We start from the raw sequence: 13,976 nt of genomic DNA on the forward strand, positions 1-13,976 counted from the left end.
GCATTCTTCTTGAAATCCCGGGAGAGTCATGGCGTACGATTGCATAGCCCAACCCACCATGACCTCCCGCATCTTCCCGTCGTTGCTTCTCGCCGCCAGCACCCTGCTCATGCCCAGCCGCCTGCTGCACGCGCAGGCACCCGTGGCGGAGCTGGTCTCCGTGGAAAAAATCTGGGACAAAGGCGCGCACAACGGCTTCACGGACCTGACGCGGTTTCAGAACCTGTTTTACTGCTGTTTCCGCGAGGCAGAGTCCGCCACCAAAGGGGAGGGCACCATCCGCACCCTCATTTCCGCCAGCGGCAAGACCTGGGTGGAAAACACGACCCTGAACGATGCAGGCCTGGACCTGCGCGATCCCAAACTCATCGTCACCCCGGACGAAAAGCGGCTCTACCTTTTGTGCGAAAGCGTGTCCCCCACAGAAGGGCGCCAGCCGCGCTACTCCACCAGCATGGACGGCAAGGTCTGGACCCCTCGGCAAAAGCTGCTGACCAAGGGCGACTGGCTCTGGCGCGCCACCATCAATCCCGCGGACAAGCGCTTCTACGGCGCGAGCTTCAACATCCACCCAAACTCCGGCGGCCCTGCGCCCGAGGCTGAGTGGTCGCTCAAGACCTACGCGAGCTCGGACGGCAGTGTGTGGCAGCTTTCCTCCATCATGAAAGTGCCGGGCCAGCCCGGGGAAACCACGCTGCGCTTCCTCAAAGACGGCACCGCGCTGGCCCTCGTCTCCCGCAACGGCGCCGACCGCAAAGGCGTGATCGGCACCGCCAAAGCCCCCTACCGCGACTGGACCTGGGCCGCCACCGGCCTCCCCCTCGGCGGCCCTAACTTCATCGAGCTTCCCGACGGCAAAATCATCGCCGCTTCCCGCGGCTTTGGCGCCACCCCCGGCCCCCACATGGTGCTCTTTGCCATGACCCCCACCAGCCTCACGCCGATATTGGAGCTGCCCAGCGGTGGTGATTGCAGCTACGCGGGACTGTACTGGCACGATGATCTGCTGCATGTGACGTATCACTCCAGCCATGAGGGGAAGACGGCGATTTATTATGCGCGGGTGAAGGTGAAGTGAAGTCGTGTCCAATCCGTCGGACGCCGTCATTGATGTGCCTGCACGAACCAAACTCTGCCTGCGTACCGAAGCTCGATGCCCTGTTCGCTGGATGTGACCCGCAAATCCTGCACAGCCATGGTGGTGTCAGGGATAAAACAAGGACCCGGCACACCATCGAGCGTACCGATGCGCACTCGCGATTCTGAAATCTCGACATGGGACGGCTGTTCGCATGCCGGGCAGTAGAAATACAGCCAACGTTGTGCAGGCCACGACAAGCGAGACCCTTCCAGCACTTCTTCAAGAGTCGAAGTCTTGTGGCAATGGGGGCATGCAAGCTGGGTTGTCATGACATGCCAAGAAGAAGGAACTCCAACGAGGTGGGCGAGTCAAAGCTGCCCTCAAACCTGCACAGCAAATCGTGTCCTGTCAGAAATCCAAAGTTTGCCCCATAGTATAGAAGATGACCGCCCTCCACCGGCACGGGCATGGAAAAAACAAACACCGCACGACCCTGCGAATTCCGTTCGCGGCGCGAATAATGTGAAAACAACAGCTCCGCGACATCGCGCTCCACGCGGTTTGCCAGGGGATCAAGCGTGAAGAACGCCGCGAGATCCGTCCCTTCGTCCTTTCCGTTCAGCAGTGCGCTGACGGGAAAGCGGGGCGCGTCCGAGCATCCACTAAAGCGGCGCCGCAGCACCTCCGTGGGAATGGAAGCCCGGCGAACTTCCATGCGCGGAAGCCGCTGCCCTTGATACTCATCCGCCTCCGACATCACGATCCGCTCAAAGATGTTGAATGCGGCGGAGTTCATTTGCGGAAGAAGGCGTGGCGCTGACTTAAAGCCGAACTGCTCACCCGCGAAGGAAAAAGTGCTGCAGGATGCTGCGGCAGTGCAGGCACTGCGCCGTCAGTCCCACGATGATCTGCCAGCCCTGCAACTTCTGCCGCGGTCCCTGATGACGCCCTTCAACAAACCCGGGCTTCTCCAGCAGCCTTTGCTCCAACCAACGCCACAGCCGCGCCTGGAGGGAGAGTTCAAAATCTGCGGGTGAAGGATCATAGATGGATGCTGTATGCATCCACCTTCCGTTAACCGTGCAGTTTATTTGTACAGCGCTCCTTTCAACGCCTCCTCTTTTGCCTAGCGGCATTAGGTCTGGTTCGGACTTGAGGCGCCGGACCCAGCACCGAGAACTTCGGAATGAGCCAAAGCTCATGAGTACTTTGGCCGGAACTCCAGGAGGAGGAAGATTGAATAACTCTCAAGGTCACTCATATTTGGATGTTTTCCTGCTGCTCCCTGCATTCACTTCCCATTCTCTCTCATGAACCTCCCCCAAGCTCTCCGCGCTCTCTCCGTCATCGCCGCTGCGTTCACGCTTTCCAACTGCGCCACGAGTGCGCCCCATGCCACGTTTGTGACGCCGCTCACGGCTGTCGTCTGCCAGGGAGACCGGGTCAGCACGCAGGTGAGCACCACGGACGCCCGGATGAGTGAAGGCGAGCGCATGATGCTCGCGGACCGCATCACGCAGAATGTGCAGGCGCTGGCGCAGCCGGGTGGCGCGCGCCACAGCTATGAGCTGGTGGTGAACATCACGCGCTACACCAAAGGCAGCGGCGTGGTGCGCACGGCGATGCCAGGCATGGGGCAGATGCACGTGGATGGCGTGGTGACGATTTATCAGATGCCCAAGCATGTGCCGATGGGAGAGTTCATCGTGCGCAAGTCGTTTGCGATCGGCGGCATCTATGGCCTGACGGTGAACATGGACAAGATCAACGCCGCCTTTGCCGAAGGCGTGGCGAAGACGGTTTGCCAGGTGCGGTAAGCCGGCCGACCATTTTGCTGAGCTTTGCAGTCGAAGCATGGAGTGGTTTCGCGTGATATGCGGAGCCCCAGTACTCCAATATTCTGTAGCGAGATGGCGGCGAGCGCCACACGCAGCTAATACGTGGGAAGTTTGACAGCGGCACGACGATGCGATAGGGGAGATCCCCCCCAAAGGATGCGCAGCGAATTGTGTGTTTAATTTTAAGCACTGCTGGCCTGATAGCGGTCGAACGACAGGCACGCCCCAATCGTTGCTCTTCCTTTAAAAACCCCCAGCCCCCAATTTAAGATGCCCTGCACTGCGGTTTCCTCGCCGGTGAGCTTGACCCTCCCCTCGTTTCGCAAATCTCTGACCCATTTAGCTTTCGTCCTGCTGCTGGCCACGCCGTCCTTCGCGACCACTGTGCTGTGGGACATCAACTCAACCACCTCGGACGCTCAGGATGGAGCGGGGAACTGGACCGTGGGAGCCACCAACTTCTGGAACGGCACCACGAATGTGGCGACAACGAATGATGCCGTTACGGACATCGCTCAATTCGGCAACAACACGGGTGCTGGGGGCACCGTGAATGTCAGCACGCAGAGCATCAACGGTCTGATTTTTGGCCAGACGACCACCACCGGCTACACGCTTTCCGCAAGCACCTCGGGGCAGATTCTCACGATCGGCAGCGGTGGCATCACCCTGAATGCCGGCGCACTGGCGACGACGGTGGGTTCCGCCAATTTGGGAGTGACGCTGACCGCGAGTCAAACCTGGCTGAACAACTCTGGCAGCACGCTGACTGTTGCAGGTAATCTCATTCCCCTGGCTGCAGGAACGCTGACGTTTGATGGCACAGGAAACTTCGCCATCACCGCGACCACTCCATCCAGCAACACGTCGGCCATCACCAAGAACGGAACGGGAACGGTGACTTGGAGCGGGGACATCAACACCACCGGTGCGCTCAACATCAATGCGGGCGTGTTCTTCCTGAACCTTTCCGGTTCGGCGGCCTCTGACATGACCACGATCAATGTAGCCAGCACTGCCACGCTCCGCGTGGCAGGCGGCGCGGGCTTGTCTTCCAACAGCGTGATCACGCTGGCATCCGGAGCGACCTACGATGACCGCTTCAGCGGGGACACGATCTCCCGTCTGCTCGGCACGGGCACGGTGATGAACGGCTCCGGTACCGCAGGAACGACCACGTTGAACGTGAGTTCGAGCACGAACGCCACCTTTGACGGCCTCATCACGGACAATGGTTCGGCTTTGTTTGCGCTGACCAAGCAGGGCTCGAACATCTTCACGCTCACCGGGACCAACGCCTACACGGGAACCACCACCATCACGCAGGGCACGCTGGCCCTGGACTTCACCTCCGCCGGCGGCACCACCACCAACATCGTCAGCGGTTCCAGTGCGCTGACCATGAATCCTGCTGCCACGAACGGAAGCGCTACTCTCAGCGTACTCGGGGCCGCGTCAGAAACCGACAGCCAGACCTTTGCCTCCACCACGATTTCAAGCGGCAACAACACCCTGTCTCTCGTCTCCGGCACGGGCGGAACACTGAACGTCAATCTGAAGGCCATCACGGTCAACAGCGCCGCCGCACTGAACATCGTGGCTCCGGCCTCCGGCAGCATCGCCACCACGAACGCGGCAGGGCTGATGGGGGGAAACGTCACCTACACCAGCACTACGGGCGGCGTCACATTTGCCAAAGTGGCGGGAGGTTTCGTGACAGCGGCCACGCCTGATTTCATCTATGAAACAGGCAAGACCATCGACCAGGTGGCCGGTTATTCCTCCACGGGCATCATGGCACTGGACAGCAGCTCCACGGGGAATACGACCCAGGCTGCAGGCACGACGGTGATCGCCGGCCTGGACTACAATGACGCGGCAGCGCGCACGATGAGCCTCGGCACGGGGAACACCCTGCAGCTGGCCAATTCCGGGGGCATCCTTGCCGACGCGACGGCTGGAAACCTGACCATCGGCACGGCGGTGGATGACGGCACGCTCACCGCTGGCGCTACCGGAACGGGAGCGCTGACGCTGCATGAACTGAACAGCACCGGCACGCTGACGGTGAATGCCATCGTGGCGAACAACGCGGGTGGAGGAGCAGTTTCCGTGAGCAAAACGGGCACGGGACGTGTGGTGCTGGCAGGAACGAACACCTACACGGGAACGACCACGATCAATGCGGGGGCCCTGGAAATTCAGAACAGCTCCGCACTCGGCGGCACTGCGAGCGGGACGACGGTTTTCACCGGCGCGGCGCTGGAGCTTTCCGGCAGCATCGCGGTGGGAGCGGAGGCTCTGACGATCAACGGCACGGGCATCTCCGCGGCAGGCGCCCTGCGGAACATCAGCGGCACCAATTCCTTCGGCGGCACCGTCACGCTCGGTTCGGCTTCCACCATTGGTTCCACGGCAGGCACGCTGACCCTGGGCGGAGCGATGGCGGTGGGGAACAACGCCATCACTTTCTCAGGTGCCGGGAACACCACTGTGAACGGCATCATCACGCAGGGTGCCACGAACAACCCTACCTTCACCAAAAACGGCACCGGCACGCTGACGCTGAATGCGGCGAACTCGCTGGCGGGCACCGGCGGGATCACCCTCGATGGTGGCACGGTCGTGCTGGGCAATGCCGCCGCTCTGCCGACAACGCGCACGATCACCCTGTCCACCAACGGCGCGGCGACCCTGCGTCTGGCGACGGACACCTCCGTGAACGCGCTGGTTCTGAGCTCCAGCAGCAACAACGCCAGCAGCCTCATCTCCGACCGAGCCACGGCAGGCGCGGGGATCACTCATGTGCTGGGCGCGGTGGGCTTTGGAAACAACACCGTGAACATCACCGCAGGAACGAATGTAACCAGCGGCACGGCAGGAGTTTCCTTTGCCTCCCTCAATCTCTCTGCAGGCGGGGGCGGGACGGTGGTCCTGAATCCCACCACGGCAACGGTCACTATCGTGGGCGCAGTCAATATTGGCTCCAACAACTTTGCCAAGACTCTCAACCTGGGTGGTACCAGCAGCGGAAATGTGATTTCAGGCGTCATTTCCAACAATCTCAACACCCTCTCGCTGACAAAGAGCAACACCAGCACCTGGACGCTGACCAACACCGAAACCTACACGGGGGCGACCGCCATCACCGGTGGCACGCTGGTGCTGGGCAGCGGCGCCAACCTGGGCGTCACAGCCATCACGGTGAGCAGCGGTGCCACTCTGGCGGTGAATCCGGGAACGACGGGTGCCACGACCGCTGCCGGCAGCACGCTGGTGCTGAATGCAGGCTCCATCTTCACCATGAACGACGGTGCGACGAGCACCTTCAACGTAACGGGCGCCACCACCTTCAACACCACGGGCAGCCTGAACTTTGACATTGGCGGCACAACGACGGCCATCGACCGCCTCGCCATCACGGGAGCCGCCACGACTGCGGGCGGCGTGGTTTACATCACCGGCATCGGCAGCACCGCGCTCACGACGGGCAACTACAACTTCATCACAGCTGCCAGCGGACTGGGCACGGCCAACTTCAGCCTCGGCACAATCAATATCGCCGTGGGAGGAGTTCGGTATGGACTCTCGCTGAGTTCCTCGATAGGCACAGCCGAGATCCTCACCGTTTCCGCCACCGCCAATGCAGCCACTGCTGCGTTTTGGACGGGAAGCCAGGACAGCAGCTGGAACACCAGCAACACCGGCACCACTTTTAACACGAACTTTGCCACCTCCGCGGCAGGCACGGCAAACACGCTGATCCAGCCTTCGGCGAACACTAACGTCACCTTCACCGCGAACACCGCCACGAATCTGAGCACCACACTGGACGCGAATTTCTCCATCAACAGCCTCACCTTCAGCGGCACTGGTACGGCAAACACCGCAGGCTCGACCATCGCCTCCGGCACGGGGTCAAACAAACTCACGATCAATGCCACCAACGCCAATGGCAACACCGCCGGCAATGGCATCACCGTGGCCACCGGCTCCGGCGCCAACACCATCAGCGCGGATGTGGTGCTGGGTGCCAGCCAGACATGGACGGTGAGCAATGCCGTCACGGCTCCACTGTCGGTGACGGGCAACATCACTGAAGCGAGCGCCGGCCTGGTGCTGACCAAGGCGGGCACCGGAGCCCTGACGCTCGCAGGAACGAACAGCCACACCGGCGGCACCATTCTCTCCGCAGGCGTGCTGAATGTGAACAGCACGAATGCCCTTGGCTCCGGCGCCCTGACGATCAGCGGAGGCACCCTGGACAACACCAGCGGAGCGGCTCTGACAGAGGCGACCAACAATGCCATCACCCTGGGTGCCAGCTTTGCCTTCTCCACAGCGGCAGGCACTGCCAGCAACAATCTCAACTTCGGCACCGGCGCGGTGTCTGTGACGGGCAGCCGCACCGTGACCCTCAATGGCACTGGCACCACGCTGACCTTCGGCGGTGTGGTATCAAATACCACCGCTTCCGCGCAGACGCTGACGGTCAATGGTGCGGGGAATACACTGGCCCTTGGCAGCCTGGTGCTGCAGACCGGCGGATCAGCTGCCATCACCCAGACGTTCGCGGGCACCGGAAACATCTCCGTCGCCGGCGTGATCAGCAACGGTGCGGCATTTGCGAACGCCGTCACCTACAGCGGCACGGGCACCATGACTCTGGGCGGAGTGAACACTTACACAGGAAAAACCACCGTGAGCGGCGGCGTGCTGAGCGTTTCCACTCTGGCAAACGGCGGCACGGCAAGCGGCGTGGGCGCTTCCTCCAATGCGGCGGCGAATCTGGTCATCGGCGCTTCCGGCACTTTCCAATACACCGGCGCGACAGTCTCCATCGACCGGGCTTTCACCAGCAGCGCGGGCGGCAAGATCGAGGTCACCAATGCGGGAACAAACCTGACGGTGGGCACCGGCGCAGCCTTGTCAGGAGCGTTTACCAAGACAGGAGCTGGCACGCTCACTCTGGCGGGCTCGGCCACCAACTCCGGCGTCGCACCGACCGTCACGGCAGGAACGCTGGTGCTCGCCAAGGCGAGCAGCGCCAGTGTGAACACCGTCACCAGTACTCTGACCATCGCCGGTGGCACCGTGCAGCTCGCAGGCACGGGTGGAGATCAGATCGTGGACACGGTCGGCGTGGTCATCAACAGCGGCACCCTGGACATGAACGGGAAGAATGAAGTGGTGGGTGCTCTCAGCGGCACGGGCGGCAATGTGACCAACACCAGTGCCACCACATCCACGCTGACCAGCAGCACCGGCAGCGGCAGCTTCGGCGCCACGATCGCGGATGGTGCGGGCAAGATCAATATCGTCAAATCCGGCAGCGGCACGCTGACCTTCACCGCTGCAGGCTCGAACGCCTACTCCGGCACCACCGCCATCAACAGCGGCTCGCTGGTGTTGAACTATGCCAGCGGCTCCACCAACCTCATCGGGGATGCTTCGGCCGTAACTTTGGGCAATGCGACCCTGAGCCTGACCGGCGCGGTGACGAATGAGATCATTGCCAGCATCGCCGTGAGCGCCAATGCGGTGGCGAATGTCGTTCTGGGCAGTGCCAATCAAAAGCTGACCATCACCAGCAACACAGTGACCATGGGTTCGGGTTCCACCCTGAACTTCAACACCGCAGCGGGTGGTGCGGATGCCTCCACGGACACCCTGGGCACCGGCATCGTTGCCTGGAATCCCACGCTGACCAACGGCATCATCAACAGCGGCATCACCGTCACGGACAGCACCGGCACCGGCTTCGCCACCGTGGTGGGCGGAAACGTCGTGCGCCTGGTGGTTTCCAATCTGCTGCCAGCGTTTGGAGCCGTCAGCAGCACCAACTACCTGGTGGACAACAACGCCGGCGGTCCTTCCGCCCCAGGCAGCAGCAGCCTGACGCTGACTGCGAATGAAGGCGCCGCCACCGTGACCGTGGACACCTCCGCCAGCGCTGGGACGCTGGACTTGAACGGATTTGTGCTCACGAGCGATGGCTGGTCTTTCAATGGCAGCAACAGCTACACCATCACCAACACAGGCGCTGCAACAGCGGCCCTGAAGAGCTCCACAAGCAACGCCACCGTCGCGATTAACAACTACAGCACCGGCGGCGTGGAGATCGATGCTCCCATTCTGGCGAACGGCACGGGAGGCCTCACCCTCAACGGCCCCAACACCACCACCTTCGGCGGCCCTTCAAACGCCAGCACCTACACCGGCGCGACGATCATCAACGCCGGCACCCTGGCGATCGCCACGGACAATGCGCTCTCCACGGTCTCCAGTGTGGGAATCGGCAACAACAGCACCAGCACGGCGAACATTGATCTGACCAACGCGAGTCAGAAATTCGCAGGCCTGACGGTTTCCTCCAACAGTGCCACGGCGAACGTGATCACCGTGGGTGCGGCGGAGACGCTGACTCTCACCGGCAGCCTGCTGGTGGGCACGGACCAGGGTGCGGTCAGCACCAGCAAGCTGACCATGACGGGAGGCGGTGCGCTGGTCATGACACCGACGGGGACACAAAATGTCACGGTCGGCATCGGCCAGGCTTCCGCCAACTTCGCCCACACCGGCACACTGGATCTTTCGGGTCTGGGCAGTGTGACGCTCGGCAGCAGCGGGGCGGCGCTCAACGAAGTGCGCATCGGCTACGGCCAGCTCACCAATGGCATCGTCATTCTTTCCAACACGGCGAACAGCATCACGGCGACGACGCTGTATGTGGCGCACTCGCTCGCGCTCAACTCCAATTCCACGAGCACTCTGACGCTGGGAACCGGCACGAACATCTTCGCGGTGGACAACTTCAACGTTGGTTTCTCGAAGGCGGCGGGGGTTGTTCAATTTGCCTCCCAGACGGCGGGCAGCGCCGGCACGGTGACGATCGGTGGCAAGAGCGCAGCGGGAGCGAATTTCATCATCGGCAGCAACAACGGCACCGCGACGGGAGCGGCCGATTCCGGCGTGCTCGACCTGCGCGGGCACGTGGCAACCATCACCGCCGGTTCCGTGCAGCTCGGCATCGCCAACAACACCCTCACGGGTGGAGCGACCGGCACGATCAGCATGGACAGCGGCACCTTCACCGCCGACAACGTGCTGCTGGGATCCAAGGCCGGCACGAATGGTTCGGGCACGGGTGCTGGCATCATCAATCTTTCCGGGACGGCCTCCTTCACGGTGAACGCAGGCGGCAGTTTCGCGATGGCCGCCAACAGCGTAACGACTGGCACCGCGACGGGCACGCTTAACATCACCGGTGGCACCTTCACCTCGAATGTGGACATCACCAAGACCGGGGGCACTGGCACTACGGCCACTGTGACGCTGAATGGAGGCACTCTGGATCTGACCGGGAAAAACATGGGGACATCGACGAACCAGATCGTCTTCAACGCCCAGTCTGGCGTGCTGGCCAATGCCAATGAAATCAACGGCGGCGGTGCCGTCACGAAGACGACGACCGGAACACTGACACTGCTGGGTACCAACAGCTACACCGGCGCCACAACGGTGAGCGCAGGCACCTTTCAGGTGGGCGATGTGCAGGCAGGTTCCACCGGCAGCAGCGCCATCACCGTCAATGGTGCCGGCGCTGTCCTGGCGGGAACGGGCACCATCAATGGTGCCACCGTGGTGACCCAGGGAAGCATCAAGCCGGGCGGCTCGGCCGGCACGGGAGTGGGAACGCTCACGATCAATAACACGCTCTCCGTCGCCACGGCCTCCAGCATCCGCCTGGACATCAGCGGCACCGCCAGCAACAACGACGCCGTGGGTCTGGCCGACGCCGTAGCGGGTGGCACTCTGGCCACATGGGCTGCCAGCCATGCGAACGACGCGGGTGGCACGAGCAACGACCTGCTCACGGTGAACGGTGCCCTCACACTCGGCGGCACGGGTTCCTCCGGCAGTGTCGTGGTCGTCACGAGCCTTTCTCCCTCCTATTCCACCACCGCAGCCTACGGGGACGTTTTCAACATCCTCGACTGGACCAGCCTGGGAGGCACCTTCTCCATCGGCAGCACCCTGCAGGGCGCAGGTGGGACCTTTGGAGATCTCACGCTGCCGGTTCTGACCAACGGCGAATTCTGGGACGTGAGCCAGTTCATGACCACGGGCGTCGTCTTCGTGGCGCCTGAGCCAAGCCGGGTGCTGTTTCTGCTCTCTGGTTTCGGTGCCTTGGTGCTGCGCCGCCGGCGGCGGAATGGCGTCAGCAGCACATCTTGTGTGATGTGATGGCATCCTAAACCCAAACCTGCCTCGGCGGCCCGGAAGCAAATCCGGGCCGCTTCTTTTTGCACCTGTTCTCTCTTCAGAATCGAGTGCAAATGCAGCAATAAAGCAGCCGCCCTTCCTTCTTCCCCCGTTTTGACCTATGGCAGTCCCATTTAAAAAATGCTTGGGACATTCCGCTTTCATCTCTCATCATCTGTCATGAACATCCCCGACACCCTTCGCCGCCTTTCCACCATCACTGCGGCACTCCTCCTCTCCAGCTGCGCCACCAGCACGCCGCGCGCCACCATCATCGCGCCGCTCACCGCCCAGGTCTGCCAGGGGGATGAATTCCACGCCAACGTCACCTCTGCCGACGGCCGGATGTCGCGGGCGGCGTGCGAGACTCTCGGCGCCCAGATCGACCGGGATGTGCAGGCAATTTCTCTGCCTCCCACGGGCGCACCCCGACGCTATCATGCAGAGGTGAACATCACCCGTTACACGGGCGGGAACTTCTTTGCGCGCACCCTGCTGCCCGGCAGCGGACAGATCCGCACGGAGGGAACCGTGACGTTGTATCAGATGCCAAGGCGCGTGCCGGTCGGTGAGTTCTCCATCAACAAGCACTTCATGATCGGCGGACTCTATGGCGCGACCGTGAGCCGCTACACCATTTCCGACGCCTTCTCCAAAGCGGTGGCAAAGACGCTCTGCAATGTCCGGTAACTCAGGCGAAGGCGAGCACGCGCAGGCTTCGGCTAGATCGGCAGTGATGCGAGCGTTCCCAGTCGCACCATGCTCCGACTCCTCGTCCCACTCCTATTTGCCTGCGTTCTCCCAGCCAGCGCCGCCAGCCAGCCCAACCTCGTTTTTATCCTGAGCGACGACCTCGCGCAGGGAGATCTGGGCTGCTATGGGCAAAAACTGATCCAGACACCGAACCTGGACCGCATGGCGAAGGAGGGCACGCGCTACCTGCAAGGGTACAGCGGCACGAGTGTGTGCGCGCCTTCGCGTTCCTGCTTGATGACTGGTTTGCACACGGGGCACTGCCCGATCCGGGCGAATCGAGAAATCGGCGCCGAAGGGCAGAAGCCGCTGCCGGCGGGCACAATCACCGTCGCGCAGATTTTGCATGATGCCGGCTACGCCACCGCCTGCATGGGGAAGTGGGGCATGGGCATGTTCGACACCACGGGCAGCCCGCTGAAGCTGGGCTTTGACCACTTCTACGGCTACAACTGCCAGCGCCACGCGCACAGCTACTTCCCCACGTATCTTTACAACGACGACAAGCGCTTTGACCTCCCCGGCAACACCGGCAAAGGCGTGGGCAAGACCTACGCGCAAAATCTCATCTCCGACGAAGTCATCCGCTGGGTGCGCGAGCACAAGGCAGGGCCGTTCTTTCTCTACTTCTCCATCACGCTGCCGCATGGCGACTTCGAGATCGACGACCAGGGCATCTACAAGGACAAGCCCTGGACCGAAAAGCAGAAGAACTACGCCGCGATGGTCACCCGCCTGGACAGCGATGTGGGCCGGCTGCTCGCCACGCTCAAAGAATGCGGCATCGACGACAACACCCTCGTCATGACCTCCGGCGACAACGGCTCCTCCTTTGAACCCTCTTCCGAAATGGGGAAGCTCTTCGACCAGGCCGCCAATGGTTTGCGCGGCTACAAGCGCAGCCTTTATGAGGGCGGTCTGAGACAGGCGGCGCTGGCACGCTGGCCGGGGCAGGTGCCTGCGGGACGCGTGACGGATGAGCCGTGGGCCTTCTGGGATTTCCTGCCAACCGCAGCGGAACTTGCCGGCGCCAAGATTCCTGCCGAGTGCAAGACAGACGGTCTCTCGCTGGTTTCCTTCCTCAAAGGCGGCCCCGCGCCGAAGCGGGATCATTTTTACTGGGAGTTGCATGAAGCGGCCTCACTGCAGGCGGTGCGCTTTGGCGACTGGAAAGCAGTGCGCAATGGACCTGAGAGTGCCATCGAGCTCTATGATCTGAAAACGGATGCAGCGGAGGCCCATGATCTGGCCAAGGAAAAACCTGATCTTGTGGCTAAAGCGGAGGCACTGATGCAGTCCTCCCGCACACCCGATCCGGACTGGCCGTTGGTGCAAAAGCGTGGGGGGAAGGGGAAAAAGAAGGCCAAATGATGATTCAAATTATCCCTAAACTTTGATTTACAGTGCGATAGATCTTTAAAATTAAGAGAGTTCGATCTCCGATATTTTGAAATTTCAGAGTCTTGAGAGTGAAGAAGGCTTGATTGTTTATGGAATTTTTAATAGATTTCATGCAGTATGAGCTCTCGACCTCTCACCGCCACTCTGCCGCCTCCCGGCGTTCCGATTCATTCCGGGGAACCGTTTGCCCATGAGTTTGCATCGCTGGTCCAGGACATTCAGCGCACGCGGGATTGGTTTAACAGCCAGCTGGACGCCCAGCTGGCGAGCCTGCACAAGCTGTGTGCGGCAAAGCCCAAGGAGGAGGCCAAGAGCGGCCTTTCCATGGCAACCCTGTTCGAAGCTCCGCACCCGGTCCAGACACCGCTGCCTCCGCCCGTCGCAGCCGCCGATACACCCGTCGTGGTGAGCAAGGTGGCTTCTGTCAATCAGGCGATCGTTCTGCCGCCAACTCTCACCGCAACGCTGGACCCGCAGCTGGAACAGGCGACGCTGCATGAACTGAACAACGCTCTGACACGCGCGTTCTCAGAAATCTCCGCCCGCGGCGGGATGCTCGGCTGACGGAGCCGCGAGCATACAAGGCTCGTCGTACAAGTGGCGTGCGCAATCGCCGCCGCGCGCCTCAATTTTCCGGA

9 protein-coding genes are annotated in these 13,976 nt (G+C 61.8%); 6 read left to right on the plus strand and 3 right to left on the minus strand.

Features of this window, described 5'->3' with window-relative positions; translation table 11 throughout:
• The first annotated feature begins 58 nt into the window (after positions 1-58).
• Positions 59-1,078, plus strand: coding sequence for a sialidase family protein (locus ACILSR_RS09110; RefSeq protein WP_395749445.1), 1,020 nt, complete (start codon positions 59-61; stop codon positions 1,076-1,078).
• Between the two features lie 26 nt (positions 1,079-1,104).
• On the opposite strand, the gene ACILSR_RS09115 is transcribed toward ACILSR_RS09110, so the two are convergent.
• From ACILSR_RS09115 to ACILSR_RS09125, 3 genes are read right to left on the minus strand one after another with little or no spacing between them, the layout of a single operon-like run.
• On the minus strand, positions 1,105-1,410 hold the full coding sequence (locus ACILSR_RS09115; protein WP_395749446.1) for a hypothetical protein: 306 nt from the start codon (positions 1,408-1,410) through the stop codon (positions 1,105-1,107).
• Positions 1,407-1,877, minus strand: a complete 471-nt coding sequence (locus ACILSR_RS09120; protein ID WP_395749447.1) for a hypothetical protein — start codon at positions 1,875-1,877, stop codon at positions 1,407-1,409. Before ACILSR_RS09120 ends, ACILSR_RS09115 begins: the two co-directional genes overlap by 4 nt.
• Before the next feature lie 40 nt (positions 1,878-1,917).
• The gene (locus ACILSR_RS09125) at positions 1,918-2,145 is read right to left on the minus strand and encodes a hypothetical protein (RefSeq protein ID WP_395749448.1); all 228 of its coding nucleotides are present in this window, start codon (positions 2,143-2,145) and stop codon (positions 1,918-1,920) included.
• 246 nt (positions 2,146-2,391) lie between these two features.
• On the opposite strand from ACILSR_RS09125, the gene ACILSR_RS09130 reads away from it, so the two are divergent.
• From ACILSR_RS09130 to ACILSR_RS09150, 5 genes are all read left to right on the plus strand, one after another.
• Positions 2,392-2,898: a hypothetical protein gene (locus ACILSR_RS09130; RefSeq protein WP_395749449.1), complete on the plus strand. Its 507-nt coding sequence runs from the start codon at positions 2,392-2,394 to the stop codon at positions 2,896-2,898.
• A gap of 291 nt (positions 2,899-3,189) precedes the next feature.
• A complete protein-coding gene (locus ACILSR_RS09135) occupies positions 3,190-11,166 on the plus strand; it encodes an autotransporter-associated beta strand repeat-containing protein (protein WP_395749450.1) in 7,977 nt (2,658 codons plus the stop codon).
• A 198-nt stretch (positions 11,167-11,364) separates the two neighbouring features.
• Complete coding sequence (locus ACILSR_RS09140) at positions 11,365-11,874, plus strand: hypothetical protein (protein WP_395749451.1); 510 nt, start codon at positions 11,365-11,367, stop codon at positions 11,872-11,874.
• A 69-nt stretch (positions 11,875-11,943) separates the two neighbouring features.
• Complete coding sequence (locus tag ACILSR_RS09145; protein ID WP_395749452.1) at positions 11,944-13,308, plus strand: arylsulfatase; 1,365 nt, start codon at positions 11,944-11,946, stop codon at positions 13,306-13,308.
• A 147-nt stretch (positions 13,309-13,455) separates the two neighbouring features.
• Positions 13,456-13,902, plus strand: coding sequence for a hypothetical protein (locus tag ACILSR_RS09150; RefSeq protein WP_395749453.1), 447 nt, complete (start codon positions 13,456-13,458; stop codon positions 13,900-13,902).
• The last annotated feature ends 74 nt before the right edge of the window (positions 13,903-13,976 follow it).

Source organism: Prosthecobacter sp., assembly GCF_044222565.1.
Classification (GTDB): domain Bacteria; phylum Verrucomicrobiota; class Verrucomicrobiia; order Verrucomicrobiales; family Verrucomicrobiaceae; genus Prosthecobacter.

What these genes read in the sequence shown, in the direction of transcription:
- ACILSR_RS09110 (WP_395749445.1), top strand. Translation starts at nt 59, where the DNA reads ATGACCTCCCGCATCTTCCCGTCGTTGCTTCTCGCCGCCAGCACCCTG.
- ACILSR_RS09115 (WP_395749446.1), bottom strand. Translation starts at nt 1,410, where the DNA reads ATGACAACCCAGCTTGCATGCCCCCATTGCCACAAGACTTCGACTCTT.
- ACILSR_RS09120 (WP_395749447.1), bottom strand. Translation starts at nt 1,877, where the DNA reads ATGAACTCCGCCGCATTCAACATCTTTGAGCGGATCGTGATGTCGGAG.
- ACILSR_RS09125 (WP_395749448.1), bottom strand. Translation starts at nt 2,145, where the DNA reads ATGCATACAGCATCCATCTATGATCCTTCACCCGCAGATTTTGAACTC.
- ACILSR_RS09130 (WP_395749449.1), top strand. Translation starts at nt 2,392, where the DNA reads ATGAACCTCCCCCAAGCTCTCCGCGCTCTCTCCGTCATCGCCGCTGCG.
- ACILSR_RS09135 (WP_395749450.1), top strand. Translation starts at nt 3,190, where the DNA reads ATGCCCTGCACTGCGGTTTCCTCGCCGGTGAGCTTGACCCTCCCCTCG.
- ACILSR_RS09140 (WP_395749451.1), top strand. Translation starts at nt 11,365, where the DNA reads ATGAACATCCCCGACACCCTTCGCCGCCTTTCCACCATCACTGCGGCA.
- ACILSR_RS09145 (WP_395749452.1), top strand. Translation starts at nt 11,944, where the DNA reads ATGCTCCGACTCCTCGTCCCACTCCTATTTGCCTGCGTTCTCCCAGCC.
- ACILSR_RS09150 (WP_395749453.1), top strand. Translation starts at nt 13,456, where the DNA reads ATGAGCTCTCGACCTCTCACCGCCACTCTGCCGCCTCCCGGCGTTCCG.